Source organism: Sulfuricurvum kujiense DSM 16994, from assembly GCF_000183725.1.
Lineage (GTDB): Bacteria > Campylobacterota > Campylobacteria > Campylobacterales > Sulfurimonadaceae > Sulfuricurvum > Sulfuricurvum kujiense.
In genome coordinates this window covers 721,228-741,288 of the sequence record NC_014762.1, presented here as the reverse complement: position 1 = coordinate 741,288, position 20,061 = coordinate 721,228, and the positions used below count along the sequence as shown (strand labels likewise).

Here is a 20,061-nt window from a genome sequence, read left to right as displayed (position 1 = left end):
TCCATCTACCGATTTAAATATTTTAATTCTACCGTATCTTTACTGTACGAAGATATATTCATTACTATCTATGTCAACAAGCAAAATCAAATAATAATCATCTACATTCAACTTGTTTATATAAATATAAAATTCGTTCTCTTTATCCAAAATATTGACTAAAACTTTTTGTCTGCAGCTATCTTGAAAATCCGAGCTAATATCTTTCCAGTCTAAAACCGAGTTGTTCGATACATAGCCCTCTTTCTGTAAAAAGAGTGAGTCCAAGGCAATCTCTTCATGGCTCAAATACGAAAATCGACCGTTAAAAATTGTATTGGAAAAGCGTATAATAGAATTTTGATCGACAATAACGGCACTCACCGGAATAAACTCCACTATCTCTTGAAAGTGAATGTCAAGTGCCTGATCGACGCTATCGTTTATCTCTTTAAACTGAAGTTTTTGCAGTTCCGTGATATCCTGTCGTATCCCTATGTACTCCACTATCTCGTCATTCTCGTCTAAAATAGGCATTATCGTCGCCTGTACGAAATAACTCTCTCCGTTTTTAGCTCTGTTTTCTACTACTCCTCTCCATGTATTTTTATGCGAAATCGTCTCCCATAGCTCTTTGAACACCTCTTTCGGCACATTCGGCGATCGAACAATATTATGATTCTTCCCTACCAGTTCTTCTCTTGTATATCCCGATATCTCACAAAACTTATCGTTCACATACGTTATTATCCCTTTTAAATCCGCCTTTGACACAATCGTCGATTTGTCTATCGCTTTTTTATGCTCTTCAAGCATTCTGTTTTTAGCACGTAATTCTTCAAGCGTTTCGTTTATTTTTGATAACAGTTCATTAAATGTTTTCTCCAATATATGGATTTCATATGTTTTTGGGGCGCACGTAATCCCCTCTGCAAAATTTTGTTTCTCTTTTACATTTTTAATAGCCTGTACAAAAATGGCTATAGGATTTATAAATATTCGCGTCATTAAAAATTGAAAGATAAAAAATGTCGCAATAATTGCTACGATCGTGAAAATCAAAAAGTACGTAATGATGCTATCCAACGGGATTTTTATGTCGTTCGGCAAAAACGTCATGTCTATAATCCCATTTACATCCCCTACTTTTGTATTATAGTGACAGGTAATACACTCCTCTTTTACTATCATAGGGCGCAAATACCGAATTTTTTTATCATCGGTTGTAATAAAAAGGGTCTCCCCTTTTAACGCTTTTTGTATCAGAGGATCATGCAGCTTAGCCTGCTCCGATTCAACTTTACCGAAAAGTGCTTCTACCAAAGGGCTTCGGTACGTTTTGATTTCAAGACCGGGTTTCAATCGGTTCAAGCGATTTGTGATCTTGTATAAGTCTTCTCGAGACCATCCTTCCTGCATTTTCGTATACAGAACTTCAAATGCTAATTCACTTGTCTTTTCAGCATCGTCTTCAGCTAAATTATTGAGTGCCATTTCTCTCATATAGCTGCTTGAAAAGTATGCGAATACCACACCGATAGCAAGCATCACAAAGATAATTTTAAAAAATAATCTTTTATTAGTGATCAACTTTCTTTCTTCCATTTTTATCCCTTTGCAATCTTTTTAAATTCAATATCATTCTGATCCGTGTATCACACTTTTTTTATGAGCAAACTTCCGGAGAGTTTGAAATTTTTATAACCTTTTTTTTCTACTTTTAATTTGCATTCCTCATAAATTGATATCAGTCCCATCTCTTCTAACCTTTTTTTCATATAATCGTCACTGCCGTATCGGATCAAATAAGCGCTAATACTTTTCGACCAGTCTACCGTAGTAACGTTTTTATATTTGTACATCTCATTTATATAGGCAAGTTTGGCAATATTTGCTATTTTTGATTTAAAATGATCTATTTGCCAAAATTTACCTAGCAATTCCAAAGCCTCCTTCGCATCACCGGAAATCGCATAAACTTGTGCTTTATTGGCAACAGACAAAAAGCTGTTTTCTATGGTTTTATATTTTGGATGTTCGGATAAGCTCGGATTTATGAAAGTCATCTCGCACGCTTTTATAAAATCTTTTTCGTTTAAATAGTCTTCATATTCTTTAAAATCCGATAAAAATGTTTTTGCTTTTTTCGCATCTCTTCTATACATAGGAAAATCTTCTAAAAATTCCGACAGCTCCGTTGTCTTTTGTATATCGAACTCTTTTATGGCCATCTCGAGTTGTACGACTACATTTTTTCCGAATTTGATCACTTTTTCATATAATGACGTTTCGGCTAAAACAGGATAGGTTCTGCATAGATTGAAGTAATGTTCGAATTTTTTTTCTTTTACAGCCAGTTCGGATTCAAATACAAGTTGAGGGGATTTTAGAAGAAACATTATCATTTCTTTTTTGGATGGGACTTTAAAGAATGGCAACAATAACATTTCTGCCGATTTTTGCGCCCGGATAGGATCCTTTCTCACATTTTCTTTGACCTTTATATAGGTATTATTCCAATGTTTTTCTAATTGCATAAACGGCGTAGCAACGTTTAAAAACGGTAATTTTTGTACTATTGAATAAGCTTGTGCAAAATTTCTATTTTCAATAGCGTCGTATAATAAAAATATATACGTTTCGTTTAACAGTATCGCATCATATAATTTTTTACACTCATCAAATTGCAAATAAGGCTGCACTAGTTCTTCTACCTTTACATTTTCTTTTTGTGCAATAACATCAATTATTTTAACGACTACTTGGTCCCAATTTTGCAAAAGCGTTTTCGCATACAGCGGATTCAACTGCAAAAATATATTTTTTTCTATATATTTGTTTGCATTGGCAAAGTTTTTTAACTTTGTAGCAAGAATAAACTGGTCTTTATAAGCATCCAAATCGACAACTTGTATATCACCGTCACATGACCCGATGTACAGTAAATTGTTATATATCTTAAGTGCTGAAACCTCTTTGAATGAAAGTGTTATTGAAAATTCTATTGAATTCGTATCATGATTTACAACATAAATTTTATTGGATTTTGTTCCAACGATAACATACGGCGACTCATTTATGGCAACTAAAGTTGTCGGCCATGACGGAAACAAATTGTTTTCACTCTCGACTTTTTGTGCTTGTATATCATAGATACAGGATGCACCGTTTCGAAGAATATAATAAATGTATTTTTCATTTCGTATAAATAAGGCTGCTTCTAAAACATCAGTGGTTATAAATGAACTTTGAACTACCGCCATCTGGATATTATAAAGAGTATTTGTATGATCAAATGAGCTGCTTAGCAAATATTTGTTCACATTTGAAAAAGTTAAATTGGATATATAATCGGGTTTAGGAGGCAATGCAATAATATATTTCATTGTATCGGCATCATAAATATAAGCTCTACCATCTGCCGCACCGGTAGCAAAAAGGCCGACATCTTCGCTAAAAGTACTCACTTCGACAGGAGCACTATGCTCTGCAATTGTGGATTGAATGAAAGGAGGAGAATCCATCGTGCTAAAAACACTTCCTGAATAGGAATCAGGTTCAGGATAAAAAAATAAATCGCCATTTGAAAATGATGTTGCTTTTGCATGTCTATGTAATTCAATATCCCGTTCAAACAATCTGGTTGTACCGATATAGGAACAACTGTCTTGAAAAGTGTGCAAATTTCCGTTCTGATCCAAAACGAGTAACGTATCAGAACTTCTATAGATATTTAGAACTGAAGATTCTATTTTTAATCTATTTATAATTTGCATTGTCTTCAATCAGCTTGTTCAGCACTTCCTTTTTTAGGTAAAGGCTAGTCGAATATCCGACTACAAGCGCAATAAAAAAATAGATAAATAGCACTCGCAAAAATAATTTTTTGTTCGTGATTAATTTTTTTTCTTCCATTTTTTTTATCCAAACATTTAAAAAATTAATATTTATTCTGCCTTGGGAAGGAAGAATAAAGTAGTAAATATCGTTGTGGATGTATTATGTCGCGTTAGTGTTGCAAGTATGTTGCAAAAAAATGTTAGTATCTGATGTTTTTTGAGGAGGCAGGGACACTTGTCCCTGTTACTTTGCCGGCTAGACCCGGGAAGTGCGTAATATCGGTTAGATTAATGCAATCGCATCAATCTCAACAAGTGCATTTTTAGGTAACGTTTTTACGGCAACCGTAGAGCGCACAGGCTTATGATCTCTGAACGCATCCGCATAAATAGCATTTACGGCTGAGAAATCATCCATATCCGCCAAAAAGATGGTTGTTTTAACAACTTTATCCAAAGAACTTCCCGATGCTTCCAAAACCGCTTTCAAATTTGAAAGCACTTGAGCACATTGCTCTTTTACATCCCCTTCAAGCATTTCACCGGAAGGTTTAAGGGCAATCTGTCCGGAGGTAAATACCATGCCGTTTGCGATTATCGCCTGAGAATAAGGTCCGATAGCCGCAGGAGCGTTAGGGGTTTGTATACTTTTCATATTTTTCCTTTATTTTTTAGTTTTTCGCAATGCGTCATCAAGAATGGATTGATAGTCGTCCGCAGGCCAGTACCCCGGAATAGAATAGATCACTTTCCCTTCTCCGTTCAAAAAGTAGTGCATCGGAACCATTTTAGCCGTCAAATTTTTCGGATAATTACTTTTATCGCGGGTCACATGAACGCTCACAAATTTTGTATTCAGTTTAGTGATGACATCCTCATCCTGAAGGGTTGTCGCTTCAAATTTTCGGCACCATCGGCACTGTTCGCTCGTTATTAAAACCATAAGCGGTTTAGACTCTTTTTTTGCTTTGGCCTGAGCCTGCTCATACGTGTCGTTCCATGCAACTTCCGCAGCAAAAAGATTTATCGCCAAAAAAGCTAACAAAGCTAATTTTTTCATTTTTGACCTTTTTTTGGTAAAGGGGAATTTTACCGAAAATTATTAATTAACTTTGTAAAAACAGCATAAAGATTTTCCACTTCCGCAATCGATGTCCGCTCATTGGGGGCATGTATCGTATCGTTAATAACGCCGAATTCAATAACATCTATCTCGTATGCCGCAATGAATCTCGCGTCTGATGTTCCTCCGGCCGTAGAATTTTTCGGAACCCTTCCGCACACATCGGCAATAGCGTTTGAAAGAGTTCGTACAATCTCCGTATCGGCATCGGTCACAAACGGATAGGCCGACTGATCCAATGCCAACGTATACTCCAATTCTCCCATCTGTTCCGCAATAAAGGATTTTATCTTCTCCTGATCGGTACGGGTCGAATTGCGGACGTTAAACATCATTTTCAGTTTTCCGGGAGAGACGTTAGTCGTCTCGATCCCCGCACGGATATCGGTAATGACGATTTGGCTCGGAGCGAAATATTCATCCCCGTTATCCAAAAAAGCACCCGCGATTTTTGATAACACGGAGGCAATCTGATGTACCGGGTTGATCGCTTTTTCCGGATAAGCCGCGTGTCCCTGTTTCCCGATCATCTCGATGATTCCGTTGATCGATCCGCGACGACCGACTTTGATCGCATCCCCGAATTGCACTTCGCACGTCGGTTCGGCTACGATAACGGCGTCGGGGAGGAGATTATGTTCTTTGAGATACGCCAATACTTCTACCGTACCGAATTTGGCCGGTCCCTCCTCGTCAGAGGTGAGCAAAACCGACAAGGTCCCCTCAAATGTATCTGTCTCTTTCAATGCTTGGACGAAAGCGGCAACGCCGCTTTTCATATCCTGTGCGCCGCGGGCGTAGATGTATCCGTCTTTTTCGGTTGCGATAAACGGATCACTCTCCCACCCCTCCCCTGCGGGAACGACATCGACATGCCCGGCGAAACAAAGATGTTTTCCCTCACCAAACGTACGATAGGCAAAAAGATTTTTTACCCCTTCGCGATCGATTCGAATAGTCGTAAATCCTTCCAAATACTCTTCCAGAAATTCAAAAATACCGCCGTCTTCAGGAGTAACGCTCGGCGATTCCAAAAGCTTTTTAAATAATTCAATAACGTTCAACTTTAGTCCTCTTTTAACTGCGTCTCATACTCCAGACGCAAACCTTGTGCGGTCATTATAAAACCTTGCAGTTTGATTTTGCCTTGTGAAATCGCACGAGAATGGGTTTCACACAAAGCTATAAGATGATGGTGCTCTTTTGAAACAGGACTTTTCTGCATATTTCGCACTAATGCGCCGCAGATAACACATTCACATGCAACCACTTCACGGTACCGTTTTATATACTCTTTTTGATTACCCAACTCGAGGACATCATACTCTTTGGCCAGATTTTCTCGTAACCGCTTCGCATTTTGCAAAAAGTTCGGATTCATATGAAGCGATTCGGCAAACTCCAAACCGTATACGCTGCTCCCCCGCCCCGATTTTAGAATCCGATCATAGATGAGGCGATCACTCTCTTCGTCATAGCGGACACTTAGATGCAGATGAACAACCTCCCGCAAGCGGCTCAGTTCGCTGATCATGGAGAGCTGATGCAGATGGGTCGTCATTAAAAACAGACACCCTTTTGAACTCAGTTCCATGATCGTACTCGCTACGATCGATACCGCGGATAGGGTTTCGGTACCGTGGCTGATCTCATCTCCCAATACAAGCGAACGCGGTGTAGAACGGCTGAATATGGTATTAAGTTCCAGCATCTCAACCCCGAAGGTGGAGAGCGATTTGGCGACATTATCGCGCGATTGGATACGGGTATAGACTCCGTCAAACAGTGAAAATTTCATCGCCTTGGCGGGGACAAAAAAACCGGCTTGTGCGAGTGTCACGGCGATACCGATACTCTTCATTAACGACGATTTCCCGCTGGAATTGATTCCATAAAGCAATACACCGCGGATATTGGCACCGTCATGTACCCTCGAATCCAACATGACCGTCTCAGGATAGGGCAGATCCAGGAAATCTCGATCCCCCATGACAATATCATTAGGGATATACGCAATTTTTTGTTCTTCCACCAATAAATGACGCAGCTGAGTCATCTGCAAAAAGTTTTGATCTTTCGTTTCCACGATACTCGGACGGATCAATGCATATTTTTGTGCGGCCTGTGCGGAGGCAACGGCGACATCGACTTGTGCCACCCAGTCAATGGTCATTTGCATAAAATGCATTTGGCTCTGCAGCCATTGGCTTTCACCATGGTGGTTGCGCAGCTCGATATCCCAACCCTCGAGCAACGTCTCAGAGGGGAGGATACGGACCAATTTATGTTTTATGAAATAATTTTGGATCTCAATAATTTGGGTCATTAACCCCAAAAACAATTCTATATCGCTTATGTGCCGATTTTGAAGCTTCCACCATAACAGTTCAACGTCTCCGATCAATCCCAGACGCTCATTCAACCAAATACTGTGAGGGTTTAATGCTTCTATCCAGTCGTAGCGTCTGTTAAGTTCTCTCATATCTCTAATCGGCAAAAACAGCCGAAACCGTCCGAGCCGTTTTCCCATAGGGGTCGACATATTTAAAAAAAGGCGTGCAATACTGGGAAGGCGTGAATCGACGGCTGTCATTTCGAGTTGTTCAAGGGCATTGTTGCCGAGTTCCATTAACTGCGACGTTTCCAAAACCATCGGTTGCGCAAACGTGTTGGTCTCACCATTATCGAGGTTATCCGAAAAGAGTGCTAATGCCTGAGCAGATAAAGGCCTATTTTCCAGGCTAAGATGCTCTAGCGGGCTCAGTAAAGAATTGAGCGAAAAAACTTTTTTTATGAGAGTGTTTTGCGTGAGCGTATCAAACGATCGAGCATCATAATGATAATCAAACATTGAAAAATTATTTTCAATTTCATCAAATATCGCCCGAGATGTAGCTCCGATAATCAAGCGGCGACAAGATGTGACAAACAATAAATGAAGTATCCGATCGATCGCGCTGTATGGATGGGTAGAATCGGCATCAACCTCACACAGCCACCCTTTTAATCCGTACGGCTCGAACATAGCCAAACCTATCGCATAGCCGCTGCGATTGCGATCTATATATATGGCCGCTTGAGACTCATGCATTGAGGATACCACCCTTTTTTATTTATAACGATTCGTAAAGACAATTATACAAAAATGAATACCGTTTAACTTTTATTTTAGTAATAATCAAGTTATAATCACATTCTTATATTTTTATCTAAGTTTAGGACATACGTGATGAAACGCCCCACACCGGTGAACGAAGAAGTTTTATTTGACGGACGAAGTTTGATTTCCGAAACCGATACGAAAGGTATCATCACCTATGTAAACCGAAAATTTACTGAAATGACAGGCTATACAGCCGCTGAAGCGGTTGGACAACCCCATAGTCTGCTACGCCATCCCGATATGCCAAAAGCGGGATTTGAACAAATGTGGAAAGTCATCGAAAGCGGTAAAATTTGGGAAGGGTATGTCAAAAATCTTCGAAAAGATGGCAAATTTTACTGGGTAGTTGTCCATATCGTTCCGAAACTGGATGAAAGCGGAAAAATTATCGGTTATATCGCTTCACGCAAAATGCCCGATCGCGACCGTCTGAAAATTGTCGAAGAACAATACAAAGAGCTGCTTGCGCAAGAACATTAAATTGTTCTAGTGATCCACTCTTTTTGTCGATAAACCTGCCAAAACAACCACCCTTTGATAAAGGTTTCCACCGTCATCGCTATATAAATCCCCAGGATTCCTCCCCCGAGCTTCATCACCACATAAGCGGGGATAATACGAAAAAGCCACAATGAACCGATAGATATCCGCATGCTTAGATTTGTCGCCCCGGCACCTCTCAAAGCACCGCTAAGGACAAACGTCAACGCCAAGGGGATTTGAGCGATTCCCACAAGCCGTAAATAGAGCGCTGCCTGATCTATTGTCACCGAATCCTGTGTAAAAAATCGGATCAGCACTTCAGGAATAGAAACCAAAATAATCCCGACGCTCCCCATAAATAGTGTCGCTATTTTGGCACTCAATATTCCCGATTCGTAAGCGTAATCGTATTGTTTAGACCCGATAAACTGTCCGGCGAGCACCATCGCCGCAACAGAAAAACCAAATCCCGGCATAAAAGCTAATGCTTCTATCCTCAGACCGATCTGATATCCTGCTAAAGCTACTGTTCCCTGTGATGCGATCATCATAACGAATAATAAAAACGATGCTACGCCGATAACCCTCTCGACGGCTGCAGGAGTCCCGATAGCAATCATTTTTTTAAAATCGGATCGGACAAATATCGGATAGATGTCTAATATTCCCCCTTTTTTTATTAACAGCCAACTATAGATCAACACCGTAAATCCGTATGCCGATACGGTCGCATATGCTGCCCCTTCCACTCCCATCGGTTCAAATCCGCCGTGCCCGAAGATAAAAAGATAGTTTAGCCCCGCATTTAAAAATGCCGAAGCGATTTTTATAAACAGTGAAGTGCGTGTGTCCCCTGCGGCAGAAAGAGCATTGTAAGCCAATGTGTCGAGAAAAATTAGACCCATCCCCAAAGAGAGGATTCCGAAATATCCGCTTCCAAGTTTTGTTACTTCAGCGGAAGACCCCATCCATCGAAAAAAATCGCTCGAAAAGCTCCATCCGGCAATACCGACAATCAGTGCACCGCCCAGTGCGACCCACAATCCGACAAAAACCACGGAAGACGCGCGATGACGTCTGCCACTTCCAATATAGCGTGAAATCAACGCACTCGAACCGATCGCGTAGACACTCATGAATGCTTGAATGACCATCATGAATTGCATCGACAATCCTACCGCTGCCAATGCCGCGACACCCAAAACACCCACCATCAGCATATCGATGAGTATCTGGACAATGTCCAAAAAATGTTTTAGTGCGGCAGGAATTGCTAAATGCAGTACCCGATGTTTCAGCATAGTTTTGTTCAATTATGTAGTTTCTGTGCAATCTCTTGCATCGCGTCAAACAGTTCCTCTTTTGTCCCATAGCGAAGCTCGATTCGATTGATCGGAACCTCTCCGACCGGATCAAAATCGCAAATCAGAACATACGCTTCGAGGGTGATCTGTTCTGCCTTCATCTCCGCCCATTCCAATGATACCGATGCGCTTTCTCCTCCGGCGTGAATCAATGCGGCCGGATAGAGCCGGGTGATTTTCGTTAAATCGATCTCTTTTCCGTCCGCACTGTATATCATCTCATTTTTCATCCGATCTCCTCCAGTTCATACGTTCGCCGTACCCATCCGTAATATAAAGCCGCAACGGCAAAAACAGCCCCTAAAATTAATGTTATCATCGCCAATGACATACCTGATGCCGCCAAATATCCGATCAATAATGAAACAAATGCCCCTACCCCTAAAAAGATCATATCATTATATGCAATGACGCGGCCATAAAAATCGCTATGGGTATGATGTTGTAAAAGCGTATACGTATACGACCACAACGTCGTCGTCACAAAACCGACCGCGACCGAAGCAATCAAAGATCCGTAAAAATTATCGACGACTGCCGCCCATAATACTATACTCAATGCTTCCGCGACAAATAACCATCCCAACCTGGCATTATTGATCCAATGCCCCAATACCATCGGACCGATAACCAATCCTAGAGCCCGCGCGGCATTTAACAACCCTATACCCAAAGAGACGGCAATAATTTGGGAATAGTAGTGTTTTGCGGCCAATGCAACCAATGCATCAAACGCCGTAAAACCTAAAATCGCATGGAGAATCATCAGATGATAGACAATGGGGTTTTGACGGATGTACGAAAATGCCTCTTTCATCATAGTCGTAAACTTAGTCCGATTCTGTGACATCTCAATCTCTATTTTCAATGAAAAAACCAACATCCAAACTATTACAAACAACCCGGCATCGAGTAAAAATGCCGCTTTTACCCCTATCCAATAAACGACCAACCCGCTCAATGCCATTCCCAGCGTATACGACAGCGACCAAATCATCGAATGGATTTCATTCGCCGCTTGCAGCGCTTTGCCCTCCAAAATTCTTGGAAGCAGCGACATCTCTACCGTAAAATGAAAACTTGACGCCCCCATTCTGACAAACACCAGCAGATACAAAAACCACAACATTCCTATATTATCGATACTAATCAACGATAGGGTGCAAATTATCTCGATCAGTGTCAGCAGTAGCATCAGTCGTTTAGGATGAATGCGGTCTAGTAAAACTCCGCTCAATGGGGCTTGAAATACCCCCGGCAAAAAATGGAGCGCTGCAACCAGAGCGATAGTTGTTGCTTCTGCCCCCATTTGGATTAAAAGAGTATAAATACCCACATTGCTGAACCATGCCCCGAAATAAGCAAGCAGTTGAATCAAAGAGAGACGGCGCAGAAGCGGCTGAGCGCGTAAAAGAGTTACATAACGTTTCATAAGCGGAAAATTATCATGCGTGTGCTTAAAGTTTTTATTTGCATGGACGATTTAGGCTTAGAAACTGTCTCAATACATAGAATGAGGAGAATTACAATGGAAATCTTCCAAACAACAGCAAAGATGCAACAAAGTCAAACTGTTGCTCCAAAACAAAATGTTGATGTTCAAAGTGTCCAGCAGATGCAAAAAGCTCAAATCAACCAAGATAAAATGGCTCAAAACGACACTGCGCAAAAATCGGCTAAAGTGCAATCTCAAGATGAGATGGAAAAATTGATCGACCAGCTTAATCAATCCCTAAATCCTTTTAATACCACATTAAAATTTGGTTTTGACAACACATCGGATGATTTTTATGTCTCTGTCATTGAAACCAAGAGCAACCGAATGCTAAGACGCTTTCCTGTTGAGCAAGCCGAACAGCTTTTACCGAAAATGCAAGAGGTAAACGGACTCCTTTTCGATCAAAAGGGATAACGACCAATAATGATCTTAAAGATTTAATTATTTTAATCGAATAAATCAAAGGAATTTTATGTACTCGAATTTAGCTTATAACACTTATGCCCAAAATAATATCGGTGTGGAATCACCGGAAAAATTGATTCAAATGATGTATGAGGGGATTTTACGCTTTAATATGCAGGCAAAACGTTCTATCATTGATCATGATATTGAAAAAAAAACGTACTGGATCAATCGTTCCAACGCCGTTATCAGTGAACTTATCAATATTTTAGACTATAATCAAGGGGATATATCCCATTATCTTTCAGGACTGTACACTTACCAGCTACGTCTGCTTGTAGAGGCAAATATCTACAATGACTCAACCAAAATCGATGAAGTAAGCCAAGTATTCAAAGGCTTATTAGATGCATGGAAAGAGAGTACCGATGTGGCTAACCAGCTTTAAAACAGCTTTAGTGCTCGAAGATTTCGAGTCTATTGCCGCATTGCTGGATGAAATGCCTCAATTTGATACTCACCAACAAATGGAGGAAGCTTTTTATCTTTTAGCCCAGACAAAAACATCCATTGAGAAAAACAAATCTCAAATTGCCCATATTATGCAACAACTTACAAATAACATTAATTTCCTCAAATCTACCCAAATAGACCCCCCCTCTTCTTTAAATCTGAAACTTTAACCCTTTTCTCACTATTTTTTTGATAAAATCGCGACATTCACTCCATAATCACTCATTGGAGTCAGGGTATCAACGATAAGGATGCAGTTATGAAAAAAGAGGTTAAAAAAGTTGTTCTCGCCTATTCCGGCGGATTGGATACGAGTGTTATTTTAAAATGGCTCCAAGATGAATACAACTGTGAAGTTGTTACTTTTACCGCGGATATCGGTCAAGGTGAAGAGGTAGAACCGGCTCGTGCCAAAGCAATCAGTCTCGGAATCAAACCTGAAAACATCTATATTGAAGATCTTCGTGAAGAATTTGTGCGTGACTATGTCTTCCCGATGTTCCGTGCCAATGCGATTTATGAAGGGGAGTATCTGCTAGGTACATCGATTGCCCGTCCTTTGATCGCAAAACGTCAAGCAGAAATCGCCCGTATCACCGGTGCCGATGCCGTCAGTCACGGTGCTACCGGAAAAGGGAACGACCAAGTACGTTTTGAAATGGGATACCTTGGTCAAAACAGCGCCCTAACCATCATCGCTCCATGGCGCGAATGGGATCTAAACTCCCGTGAAAAGCTCCTTGCTTACGCTGCGGAACACGGCATTAAAATTGAAATGAGCGGAAAGAAATCACCGTACTCGATGGATGCAAACCTGCTTCATATCTCGTATGAAGGAGGGATTTTAGAAGATCCTGCCGCTGAGCCTGAAGAGAGCATGTGGCGTTGGACGGTATCCCCTCAAAATGCACCCGATGAGCCTGAATACATCGAAATCGGGTATGAAAAAGGGGACCCTGTCAGCCTGAACGGAAAAGCCCTCTCACCGGCTGTTATGCTAGAGCAACTCAATATCATTGCAGGACGCCATGGAATCGGCCGTGCCGATATCGTTGAAAACCGCTTTGTCGGAATGAAAAGCCGCGGCTGTTACGAAACTCCGGGCGGAACTATCATGATTAAAGCGCACCGTGCGATCGAATCATTGACGCTCGACCGTGAAGAAGCACACCTAAAAGATGAGTTGATGCCGCGCTACGCAAAACTTATCTACAACGGATTTTGGTTTGCACCGGAACGTGAAATGCTTCAAGCGGCTATCGATAAGACCCAGCAGAATGTTCGCGGTACCGTACGATTGAAACTCTATAAAGGGAATGTAATGGTTGTCGGACGAAGCTCCGATCTTTCACTCTTCAATCCTGAATACTGCACTTTTGAAGAAGATTCTGTTTACGACCAAAAAGATGCCGGCGGATTTATCAAACTGAACGCTCTTCGCTTTATCATTGCCGGAAAAGCACGAAAAAATAAATAAGGAAGCAGAATGAGCATCATTAAAATCGATATGAATTCCGAGGAGTTCCAAGCGGAACTCGAAAAAACTGTAAAGTTTACCGATAAAGTCATCAGCCAGTTCAATTGGGCCTATAATCCTCAAGAGGAAATTAATGAGGGTGTACAACTCGGACTTGCCCGCAATAAAATGATGTACGGCAAACGTTTTTGCCCTTGTTATATGGTTGAGGAAGTAGACGGCAAATATCAAAGTACCGACAACAGACTTTGTCCGTGTACAACGGCTATTGAAAAAGAGATACCCGAAGAAGGTGTATGCCATTGTCAAATTTTCTGTACACCGGAATTTGCATCAGCCAAACGTATGGAAATGGGAATCGAAGAAGTCACCCATCAGCATTCTCGCGGCTTGACAAAAGAAGAGTGCGAAATGCTCTTGACCAAAAGCGATATCGACAGCGACGAACTTACATCTTTGTTTGAAGCGCGTGAACTCGGTATGGTTAAATTCAAAGTGGTCGACGTTCGTGAATGGATGGAGTGGAAAATGGGACGTATCGCCGGTGCCGACGTACTTGTTCCGACCAGCAGTTTCTTCCAAACGTTGAATGAATCTAAATTGGAAAAAGATGAGCACATTATCGTCTACTGTCATGTCGGAAGCCGAAGTGCACACTGTCAACGTATTTTGCACGATATGGGATACACCAAAGTTTCCAATCTTGCACACGGTATTGTCGGCTACAGCGGCCAAATTGTTCGCGGATAATCAAGGATTGAAATGAAAGTATTATTGACAAAAGATGTCAAAGGTGTCGGCAAAGCCGGTGAAATCAAAGACGTCGCCGACGGATACGGTAAAAACTTTTTGATCGGTAAGGGGCTTGCCCTTGCCGCAACCAACGAAGTTTTAAAGAAATACGAGTCGGAACAAAAGAAAAAAGCGGCCAACGAAGCTGCTGAAATAGAGCGGCTTAATGCGATCAAAGCACAGCTTGCCGATATTAAAGTCGTTATTACCAAAAAACTCGGAAATACAGGTCATCTTTTCGGTGCCGTAACCAAAGACGAGATTGCCGATGCGTTAAAAGCACAGCATAATATTGAAATCGATAAGAAAGAGCTCGATGCGAAACACGGTATCAAAACGACCGGTATGCATGATCTTGATCTTAAACTCGGCCACGGTATCCACGCCACTCTCCATTTAGAAATTAAAGGGGAATAAATGTTCGATGCTACGACCATACTCGCTTTCAAAGGGAAGAATAAAGCCGTTATCGGTGGAGATGGTCAGGTAACATTCGGGCAAACCGTTCTCAAAAACAACGCAACCAAAATCAGAACTCTCTATAACGGAGAGGTCTTGGCCGGTTTCGCAGGTTCAACAGCCGATGCATTTAACCTTTTTGATATGTTCGAAGAGCATTTGACTCAACGCAAAGGCGAACTTATCAAAGCGGTTATCGATTTTTCAAAAGCATGGCGAAAAGACAAAGTCCTGCGCCGTTTGGAAGCGATGATGATTGTTCTCAATCAAAAACATATTTTTATCCTTACCGGAAACGGGGATGTCGTCGAACCGGAAGACGGTGAAATCGCCGCTATCGGAAGTGGCGGAAGCTATGCAATTTCCGCCGCACGAGCACTCAAAAAACATACAACTTTGGATGAAGAGACGCTGGTCAAAGAGAGCCTTGCCGTTGCCGCAGATTTATGTATCTACACGAATCACAATATCAAAACACTAAGCCTCGGATAAACGGATGAATATGATACCACAAGAGATTGTCGATTATTTGGATCAACATATCATCGGGCAAAACAATGCCAAAAAAACAATAGCATTAGCTCTGCGTACCCGCTATCGGCGTCTTCGCCTTGATCCGCCCTTGCAAGATGAAATTATGCCGAAAAATATTTTGATGATCGGTTCTACCGGTGTGGGTAAAACGGAAATCGCCCGCCGCCTTGCAAAATTAATGCAATTGCCGTTTATTAAGGTAGAAGCGAGCAAGTATACCGAAGTAGGTTTTGTCGGCCGGGATGTCGAATCGATGGTTCGGGATTTGGTCATGACCTCGTATTCTATGGTGAAAGCCGAACATAATGAAAACAATAAAGAGGCGATTGAACACTATATTGTCGATATTCTAACCCATAAACTACATCCGGAAGTTCCTCATTTTCCAACAGAAGAAGAAAAAGCCAGACATGAAATTTCAAAGTCGGAGCTGAGCAAAAAAATCCGTAACGGCGGGATGGATGATCGACTAGTTGAAATCGAACTTTCCACGGGAGGGATTGAATTTAATGATACCAACATGCCCCCCGAAATTGCCCGTGTACAAGAATCATTTTCCAAAATGTTTTCTGTCATAGGAAAAGAGGAGAATAAAAAAGAGGTCTCTGTTGCAGAAGCAAAAGAGATTCTTCGTCAAGAAGCTTCTGAAAAGCTGCTCAACCATGACCAGATAAAACGTGAAGCGCTGAAACGTACCGAAGAGGGAGGAATCATATTCCTTGACGAAATCGATAAGATTGCGGTTAATTCACGAAGTGACGGACGAAATGACCCTAGCAAAGAGGGGGTTCAACGAGATTTGCTTCCGATTGTCGAGGGGAGTATCGTCTCAACAAAATTCGGCTCTATCAAAACCGATCATATCCTCTTCATCGCCGCAGGTGCCTTTCATCTGACCAAGCCGAGCGATCTTATCCCGGAATTGCAAGGGCGTTTTCCGCTTCGTGTCGAACTCGAACCACTTAACGAAGATGCCCTCTATTTGATTCTCACCAAACCAAAAAACTCGCTTCTGGAACAATACAAAGCATTGCTGGCAACAGAAGAGATGCAGCTATCTTTCGATGAAGCCGCTATACGCGCTATGGCGCGCTACGCCCAAAGAGCCAACGAAAAAACGGAAGATATAGGAGCCAGACGGCTTCATACCGTTGTTGAAAAAGTATTGGAAGATATCAGTTTTAACGCCCATTTACACAAAAATAGTGCCGTTACGGTCACCGAAGCGATGGTAAATACCATCCTTCTACCACTTGTTGAGGATGAAGACCTCGCACGTTATATCCTCTAAAGGCAATTAATTATGAATAAAGCAGGATTTGTCGCTCTCGTCGGACGGCCAAATGCAGGGAAAAGTACCCTTATGAACTGGATACTGGGTGAAAAAATCGCCCTTGTCAGCCAGAAAGCCAATGCGACCCGAAAGCGTTCCAATGCGATCGTCATGCATAATGATGATCAAATCATCTTTGTCGATACCCCCGGATTACACCAGGCCGAAAAATTACTGAATCAATATATGCTCGAAGAGGCGCTAAAAGCGATCGGAGATTGTGACCTTGTCGTTTATCTCGCTCCCGCATCGGACAAAACAATCCATTATGAGAAATTTTTGGAAATCAACGCCGATAAACGCAAACATATTATCGTTTTAAGTAAAATTGATCAAATTTCTCAAGCTGATTTACTCAAAAAAATCGGTGAATATAACCGTTTCAGTGACCACTTTCTGGCACTCATTCCGATGTCTGTCAATAAAAACGTCGGAAAAAAAGATTTGCTCGATACTATCGTCAAACATCTCGATGAGTCCCCCTATCTTTATGACCCCGAAAACATTACAACCGAAATGGTGCGCGATATCTATAAAGAGTTTATACGAGAAGCAATTTTTGATAATATCAGCGATGAAATTCCTTATGAATCGGATGTCATTATCGATAAAATCGATGAAGATGCGCCCGTTGAGCATATACGTGCTACGATAATAGTCGAAAAAGATTCTCAAAAGGGGATAATTATCGGTAAAGGGGGAGCGGCGATCAAACGGATCGGACAAAACGCCCGTGAAAAAATCGAACGCTTAGCTTCCAAACCGGTCTACCTAGAGTTATTTGTCTCGGTCAAAAAAGGGTGGACTACCGACAAAAAATTTCTGAGTGATTTGGGATACGAATGGTAAAAATTTTCCTTATTTCTTTACTGTCATTGACAACCCTTTTAGGATCAGATGTTCTTATGCTGTACAAAAGCGGCGGAAAAAAATTGCTGGATCGGCAAATGAACACTCCTACCTATTGGGCAGGGTCTCTTTTTAACAAAGATCTCCGTTTCGGTTATTTTGAACGGGCATTTTCGCTATTGGCGTGCAGCAAAGAAAAAGGGGTATTGGAACTTTATACACCCGATGCTCAAAAACGGTTTTATCTCAAAAAGCGCTACAGTGCTTTCACCGGAAAAAATGCCGGAGATAAAAGCGTTGCCGGAGATCTTAAAACTCCTATCGGTATTTATACCCTCGTCGAGAAAAAAAAACGGGTAGATCCATTTTACGGGCCGATGGCATTTGTCACCTCTTATCCCAACTTGTATGATCGTGTCCGCGGTAAAAACGGAACAGGCATATGGGTTCACGGTGTCCCTTTAAGCGGCACACGTGACCCTTTTACCAAGGGGTGTATCGCCATCAATAATAACGATTTAATTCAGCTTGATCAAACGATCAATCCTTCCAATACATTATTAATAATCGATTCGTCCTTAAAACAAGGGATTCAGCCGACCGCTTATTCAGCTATTTTGGCCGGATTGTATCAATGGAAATATGCATGGACGTATAACGACATTGAAACCTACTTATCAACCTATGACCCCTCTTTCAAGCGCTCTGACGGCATGGGGTTTTCCCAATTCAAAGCCTATAAAGAGCGAATTTTCAACAAAGAAGAGACCAAAACCATCGCCATGGATCATTTAAATATTATCCCTTATCCCGGTGATAAGCGTAATCTTTTTTGGGTGACGTTTAATCAGCTCTACATCAGTGACAGTCATAAATCTGAAGGAGAAAAATCGCTTTTAGTCCGATTGAATGCCAATCAAACGATCTCGATTCTAACGGAAGAATAATCCATGCGTTTTTCTTTCATTTTTTTGTTTTTAATGGCAGCTTCCCTATATTCTGCCCCTTTTTCACTCATAAAAAAAGAAACTGATACGCTCAATTCTCCGACATTGCTGGTCATCGGAGGGATTCACGGTAATGAACCGGGCAGCTATTTTGCGGCTGCAATACTATCGCAATATTATCAAATAAAACAGGGAAATCTATGGGTTGTCCCTGATCTCAATCGTCCCAGTATCCAGCAAAACAGCCGCGGTATCAACGGTGACATGAATCGAAAGTTTTCGGATATCGATCCGAAAGATGCCGATTTTGAAACCGTACAGGATATCCAAAAAATTATGACGGAAAAACAGGTCGGTCTCATTTTAAATCTTCACGACGGACACGGTTTTTACCGGAAAGAACATCTCAATACTATTTTCAATCCTAACGCATGGGGACAGACCTGTGTGATCGATCAGGTTTCTCTTGAAGAAGATCACCCTTTCGGTAATTTAAACGACATAGCATCCAAAGTCAGCAAGGAGCTAAATCACGGTTTGATTGAAGACCATCATCTGTTTGACGTGCGCAATACCAATACCCGTTTTGACGATGAAGCGATGAGACAGTCGTTGACCTATTTTGCCGTTTCACACAACAAGCCCGCCTTTGCCATCGAAACCAGTAAAAACTTGCCGACCTTGCACCATAAAGTTTTTTACCAGCTTCGTGCTATTGAATGTTATATGAGACTTATGGGTATAGAGTATGAGCGCTCTTTTGATTTAAACATAGTTTCAATTCAACATTTACTTCAAAACAATGAACACTTAACAATAAATAATAATATATATTTAGATTTGCAAAATTTAAAAAACAGTTTAAGTTTTATTCCGCTACAATCAGACGGGAATGAGTTTAAGTTTAGCCATCCATTAGGGAGCATTCAAAAAAGCAAAGAGCAATACGATCTTTTTATCGGCAATCAGAAAATAAGTACTCTGATACCGAGTTATCACACAAAAGAAATTTGTTCAGAGCCGATTTCTATCGTAGTCGATGGAAAAACGAACTACATGCCGTTTGCTACAGATTTTTTTGCAACTGCCGATTTTAAGGTCATTAACAAAGATTCTAATACACGGGTTAATATTATCGGCTTTACCCAAAAAGGGATAAAGGATGAAAGTAACGTGACGGTAGGATTGAAAGATTTAGATTCAAAATACGCTATTGATAATACCAACAAGAGTTATCGTATAGAGTTTTACCAGAAAAACCGCTTTTGCGGGATGGTTCTTGTACATTTTAATTAGGATAGAG

21 protein-coding genes are annotated in these 20,061 nt (G+C 41.2%); 12 read left to right on the top strand and 9 right to left on the bottom strand.

Translation table 11 applies throughout. The annotated features are described in order from the left end of the window. Nucleotides 1-39: 39 nt before the first annotated feature. The 6 genes from SULKU_RS14255 to SULKU_RS14250 all read right to left on the bottom strand — a co-directional run bounded on the left by SULKU_RS14255 (nucleotide 40) and on the right by SULKU_RS14250 (nucleotide 8,032). Nucleotides 40-1,584 (bottom strand): PAS domain S-box protein, encoded by a 1,545-nt coding sequence (locus tag SULKU_RS14255; protein WP_013459608.1) that lies wholly within the window; start codon nucleotides 1,582-1,584, stop codon nucleotides 40-42. A gap of 50 nt (nucleotides 1,585-1,634) precedes the next feature. Then, nucleotides 1,635-3,755: a WD40 repeat domain-containing protein gene (locus tag SULKU_RS03770; RefSeq protein WP_013459607.1), complete on the bottom strand. Its 2,121-nt coding sequence runs from the start codon at nucleotides 3,753-3,755 to the stop codon at nucleotides 1,635-1,637. 346 nt (nucleotides 3,756-4,101) lie between these two features. Next, nucleotides 4,102-4,473 (bottom strand): RidA family protein, encoded by a 372-nt coding sequence (locus SULKU_RS03765; protein WP_013459605.1) that lies wholly within the window; start codon nucleotides 4,471-4,473, stop codon nucleotides 4,102-4,104. Nucleotides 4,474-4,482: 9 nt separating this feature from the next. Further along, nucleotides 4,483-4,878 (bottom strand): thioredoxin family protein, encoded by a 396-nt coding sequence (locus SULKU_RS03760; protein WP_013459604.1) that lies wholly within the window; start codon nucleotides 4,876-4,878, stop codon nucleotides 4,483-4,485. Nucleotides 4,879-4,907: 29 nt separating this feature from the next. After that, nucleotides 4,908-6,005, bottom strand: coding sequence for a succinyl-diaminopimelate desuccinylase (dapE, locus tag SULKU_RS03755; protein ID WP_013459603.1), 1,098 nt, complete (start codon nucleotides 6,003-6,005; stop codon nucleotides 4,908-4,910). Nucleotides 6,006-6,007: 2 nt separating this feature from the next. Next, nucleotides 6,008-8,032, bottom strand: a complete 2,025-nt coding sequence (locus SULKU_RS14250) for a MutS-related protein (RefSeq protein ID WP_013459602.1) — start codon at nucleotides 8,030-8,032, stop codon at nucleotides 6,008-6,010. Nucleotides 8,033-8,170: 138 nt separating this feature from the next. Here SULKU_RS14250 and SULKU_RS03745 point away from each other — a divergent pair, with 138 nt between their 5' ends. After that, nucleotides 8,171-8,584 (top strand): PAS domain-containing protein, encoded by a 414-nt coding sequence (locus SULKU_RS03745; protein ID WP_013459601.1) that lies wholly within the window; start codon nucleotides 8,171-8,173, stop codon nucleotides 8,582-8,584. On the opposite strand, the gene SULKU_RS03740 is transcribed toward SULKU_RS03745, so the two are convergent. The 3 genes from SULKU_RS03740 to SULKU_RS03730 are packed head-to-tail and all read right to left on the bottom strand — an operon-like array spanning nucleotide 8,581 to nucleotide 11,383. Further along, complete coding sequence (locus SULKU_RS03740) at nucleotides 8,581-9,900, bottom strand: MATE family efflux transporter (RefSeq protein WP_245535161.1); 1,320 nt, start codon at nucleotides 9,898-9,900, stop codon at nucleotides 8,581-8,583. The genes SULKU_RS03745 and SULKU_RS03740 overlap by 4 nt on opposite strands. Then, nucleotides 9,897-10,181 carry a hypothetical protein gene (locus SULKU_RS03735; RefSeq protein WP_013459599.1) on the bottom strand — a complete coding sequence of 95 codons (285 nt, stop codon included), beginning with the start codon at nucleotides 10,179-10,181 and terminating at the stop codon, nucleotides 9,897-9,899. Before SULKU_RS03735 ends, SULKU_RS03740 begins: the two co-directional genes overlap by 4 nt. Next, nucleotides 10,178-11,383 carry an MFS transporter gene (locus tag SULKU_RS03730; protein ID WP_013459598.1) on the bottom strand — a complete coding sequence of 402 codons (1,206 nt, stop codon included), beginning with the start codon at nucleotides 11,381-11,383 and terminating at the stop codon, nucleotides 10,178-10,180. Before SULKU_RS03730 ends, SULKU_RS03735 begins: the two co-directional genes overlap by 4 nt. A gap of 96 nt (nucleotides 11,384-11,479) precedes the next feature. Between SULKU_RS03730 and SULKU_RS03725 the strand changes: the two genes are divergently transcribed. The 11 genes from SULKU_RS03725 (at nucleotide 11,480) to SULKU_RS03675 (ending at nucleotide 20,054) form a co-directional block, all read left to right on the top strand. Then, a complete protein-coding gene (locus SULKU_RS03725) occupies nucleotides 11,480-11,863 on the top strand; it encodes a flagellar protein FlaG (protein WP_013459597.1) in 384 nt (127 codons plus the stop codon). 58 nt (nucleotides 11,864-11,921) lie between these two features. Then, a complete protein-coding gene (gene fliS, locus SULKU_RS03720) occupies nucleotides 11,922-12,302 on the top strand; it encodes a flagellar export chaperone FliS (protein ID WP_013459596.1) in 381 nt (126 codons plus the stop codon). 10 nt (nucleotides 12,303-12,312) lie between these two features. Then, a complete protein-coding gene (locus tag SULKU_RS03715; protein WP_172633596.1) occupies nucleotides 12,313-12,537 on the top strand; it encodes a hypothetical protein in 225 nt (74 codons plus the stop codon). 89 nt (nucleotides 12,538-12,626) lie between these two features. Continuing rightward, entirely contained in the window at nucleotides 12,627-13,844 is a 1,218-nt protein-coding gene (locus SULKU_RS03710; RefSeq protein WP_013459594.1) for an argininosuccinate synthase, read from the top strand. Nucleotides 13,845-13,853: 9 nt separating this feature from the next. Continuing rightward, nucleotides 13,854-14,594: a ferredoxin-thioredoxin reductase catalytic domain-containing protein gene (locus SULKU_RS03705; protein WP_013459593.1), complete on the top strand. Its 741-nt coding sequence runs from the start codon at nucleotides 13,854-13,856 to the stop codon at nucleotides 14,592-14,594. Between the two features lie 12 nt (nucleotides 14,595-14,606). Then, entirely contained in the window at nucleotides 14,607-15,053 is a 447-nt protein-coding gene (rplI, locus tag SULKU_RS03700) for a 50S ribosomal protein L9 (RefSeq protein ID WP_013459592.1), read from the top strand. Then, the gene (hslV, locus tag SULKU_RS03695) at nucleotides 15,054-15,587 is read left to right on the top strand and encodes an ATP-dependent protease subunit HslV (protein ID WP_013459591.1); all 534 of its coding nucleotides are present in this window, start codon (nucleotides 15,054-15,056) and stop codon (nucleotides 15,585-15,587) included. It abuts the gene before it with no gap. A 4-nt stretch (nucleotides 15,588-15,591) separates the two neighbouring features. Continuing rightward, nucleotides 15,592-16,920, top strand: a complete 1,329-nt coding sequence (gene hslU, locus SULKU_RS03690; protein WP_013459590.1) for an ATP-dependent protease ATPase subunit HslU — start codon at nucleotides 15,592-15,594, stop codon at nucleotides 16,918-16,920. Between the two features lie 12 nt (nucleotides 16,921-16,932). Then, complete coding sequence (gene era, locus SULKU_RS03685) at nucleotides 16,933-17,811, top strand: GTPase Era (protein ID WP_013459589.1); 879 nt, start codon at nucleotides 16,933-16,935, stop codon at nucleotides 17,809-17,811. Next, nucleotides 17,805-18,758, top strand: coding sequence for a L,D-transpeptidase family protein (locus tag SULKU_RS03680; protein ID WP_013459588.1), 954 nt, complete (start codon nucleotides 17,805-17,807; stop codon nucleotides 18,756-18,758). Before era ends, SULKU_RS03680 begins: the two co-directional genes overlap by 7 nt. Nucleotides 18,759-18,761: 3 nt before the next feature. Then, nucleotides 18,762-20,054 carry a M99 family carboxypeptidase catalytic domain-containing protein gene (locus SULKU_RS03675; RefSeq protein ID WP_013459587.1) on the top strand — a complete coding sequence of 431 codons (1,293 nt, stop codon included), beginning with the start codon at nucleotides 18,762-18,764 and terminating at the stop codon, nucleotides 20,052-20,054. Nucleotides 20,055-20,061 lie beyond the last annotated feature (7 nt).

What these genes read in the sequence shown, in the direction of transcription:
- SULKU_RS14255 (WP_013459608.1), bottom strand. Translation starts at nt 1,584, where the DNA reads ATGGAAGAAAGAAAGTTGATCACTAATAAAAGATTATTTTTTAAAATT.
- SULKU_RS03770 (WP_013459607.1), bottom strand. Translation starts at nt 3,755, where the DNA reads ATGCAAATTATAAATAGATTAAAAATAGAATCTTCAGTTCTAAATATC.
- SULKU_RS03765 (WP_013459605.1), bottom strand. Translation starts at nt 4,473, where the DNA reads ATGAAAAGTATACAAACCCCTAACGCTCCTGCGGCTATCGGACCTTAT.
- SULKU_RS03760 (WP_013459604.1), bottom strand. Translation starts at nt 4,878, where the DNA reads ATGAAAAAATTAGCTTTGTTAGCTTTTTTGGCGATAAATCTTTTTGCT.
- SULKU_RS14250 (WP_013459602.1), bottom strand. Translation starts at nt 8,032, where the DNA reads ATGCATGAGTCTCAAGCGGCCATATATATAGATCGCAATCGCAGCGGC.
- SULKU_RS03745 (WP_013459601.1), top strand. Translation starts at nt 8,171, where the DNA reads ATGAAACGCCCCACACCGGTGAACGAAGAAGTTTTATTTGACGGACGA.
- SULKU_RS03735 (WP_013459599.1), bottom strand. Translation starts at nt 10,181, where the DNA reads ATGAAAAATGAGATGATATACAGTGCGGACGGAAAAGAGATCGATTTA.
- SULKU_RS03730 (WP_013459598.1), bottom strand. Translation starts at nt 11,383, where the DNA reads ATGAAACGTTATGTAACTCTTTTACGCGCTCAGCCGCTTCTGCGCCGT.
- SULKU_RS03725 (WP_013459597.1), top strand. Translation starts at nt 11,480, where the DNA reads ATGGAAATCTTCCAAACAACAGCAAAGATGCAACAAAGTCAAACTGTT.
- fliS (WP_013459596.1), top strand. Translation starts at nt 11,922, where the DNA reads ATGTACTCGAATTTAGCTTATAACACTTATGCCCAAAATAATATCGGT.
- SULKU_RS03710 (WP_013459594.1), top strand. Translation starts at nt 12,627, where the DNA reads ATGAAAAAAGAGGTTAAAAAAGTTGTTCTCGCCTATTCCGGCGGATTG.
- SULKU_RS03705 (WP_013459593.1), top strand. Translation starts at nt 13,854, where the DNA reads ATGAGCATCATTAAAATCGATATGAATTCCGAGGAGTTCCAAGCGGAA.
- rplI (WP_013459592.1), top strand. Translation starts at nt 14,607, where the DNA reads ATGAAAGTATTATTGACAAAAGATGTCAAAGGTGTCGGCAAAGCCGGT.
- hslV (WP_013459591.1), top strand. Translation starts at nt 15,054, where the DNA reads ATGTTCGATGCTACGACCATACTCGCTTTCAAAGGGAAGAATAAAGCC.
- hslU (WP_013459590.1), top strand. Translation starts at nt 15,592, where the DNA reads ATGAATATGATACCACAAGAGATTGTCGATTATTTGGATCAACATATC.
- era (WP_013459589.1), top strand. Translation starts at nt 16,933, where the DNA reads ATGAATAAAGCAGGATTTGTCGCTCTCGTCGGACGGCCAAATGCAGGG.
- SULKU_RS03680 (WP_013459588.1), top strand. Translation starts at nt 17,805, where the DNA reads ATGGTAAAAATTTTCCTTATTTCTTTACTGTCATTGACAACCCTTTTA.
- SULKU_RS03675 (WP_013459587.1), top strand. Translation starts at nt 18,762, where the DNA reads ATGCGTTTTTCTTTCATTTTTTTGTTTTTAATGGCAGCTTCCCTATAT.